Origin of the sequence: Wenxinia saemankumensis (genome assembly GCF_900141735.1) — a bacterium.
Lineage (GTDB): Bacteria > Pseudomonadota > Alphaproteobacteria > Rhodobacterales > Rhodobacteraceae > Wenxinia > Wenxinia saemankumensis.
Genome location: NZ_FQYO01000016.1, coordinates 1 through 1323, shown reverse-complemented (window position 1 = coordinate 1323; position 1323 = coordinate 1). Strand labels below are relative to the sequence as shown.

The 1323-nt window shown below is 68.6% G+C and carries 1 protein-coding gene; it reads left to right on the top strand.

Going from position 1 to position 1323, the window contains the following annotated elements; genetic code table 11:
• Positions 1–75 precede the first annotated feature (75 nt).
• Positions 76–1307, top strand: a protein-coding gene (locus tag BUE30_RS17180; protein WP_139300622.1) for an IS3 family transposase whose coding sequence is annotated in 2 segments (ribosomal slippage) — positions 76–412 and positions 412–1307 — 1233 coding nt in all. Because the reading frame shifts where the segments join, the coding sequence is not laid out codon by codon here.
• Positions 1308–1323: the final 16 nt, after the last annotated feature.

Sequence of the window (1323 nt, the reverse complement as noted above, 5' to 3'; positions counted from 1 at the left end):
TGAACTGCCCCCCATTTCGACCGGACAGCCTGGCATGACCATGGAAGGCCCAAGCCTGTGCTTGGGGACATGCTTATGCCCAACGAAGATCGACCCCGCGTCGAGGTGATCACCGGCGTCGCCGGACGCCGCTATTGGCCGGCGCACGAGAAGCTGCGCATCGTGGAGGAGAGCCTGGTGCCCGGCGAGAGCGTCTCGACTGTGGCCAGGCGCAACGGCGTCGCCCCGAACCTGCTGTTCCGCTGGCGGCGTCTGATGGCCGAAGGAGGCGCGATGGCGGTGGGCAGGAACGAGCCGGTGGTCGGCGCCTCCGAGGTCCGCAAGCTCGAGGACCGTGTTCGCGACCTCGAACGCCTGCTCGGGCGCAAGACCATGGAGGTCGAGATCCTGAAGGAGGCCCTCGCCAAGTCGGGGGTAAAAAAACGGACGTGGCTGCCGCCGTCGCCGCCGAAGGACGGTTCCCGATGAGCCGCGTGGCCGAGACGATCGGGATCAGCCGCTCGCAACTCCACGTCAGGGCCACGGGCACGTCGAAGCCCCGCGGCCGCTACTACAAGGCCACGGACGACGAACTGCTTCCCGCCCTGCGACGCCTTGTCGACGAGCGGCCGACCTACGGCTATCGGCGCATCGCGGCGCTGCTGAACCGCGAGCGCCGTGCCGGGGGGCTGGGGCCCATCAACCGCAAACGGGTGCTGCGCATTCTCAACCTGCACGGCCTGACGCTCGAGCAGTCCACGGGCCGCCGGGAGGGCCGGGTCCACGACGGCAAGATCGCCGTCATGGCCTCGAACCTGCGCTGGTGCTCGGACGCCTGCGAGATCACGTGCTGGAACGGCGAGAAGGTCCGGGTGGCCTTCATCATCGACGCCTTCGACCGCGAGGTGATCGCCCATGTCGCCGTCACGGGCGCCGGGGTCAGCGGCTCGGACGTGCGCGACATGATGCTCGCCGCCGTCGAGAAGCGGTTCGGCACGGATCGCGCCCCGCACTCCGTCGAGCACCTCAGCGACAACGGCTCGTGTTACGCCGCTGGCGAGACGCGCGACTTCGCCCGGCAGCTCGGTCTCGTGCCCTGCTTCACGCCCGTCCGCTCGCCAGAGAGCAACGGCATGAGCGAAGCCTTCGTGAAGACCCTCAAGCGCGACTACGTCCGCGTCACGCCGCTGCCCGACGCCGCCACGGCGCTCGAGCTCGTCTCCGTATGGATCGACGACTACAACACCGTCCATCCACATTCCGCGCTGGCCATGCGCTCGCCTGTCGAGTTCAGATCAGCGCTCAACCCCAGCCAGGCTGTCCGGTGAAACGGGGGGCACTCCA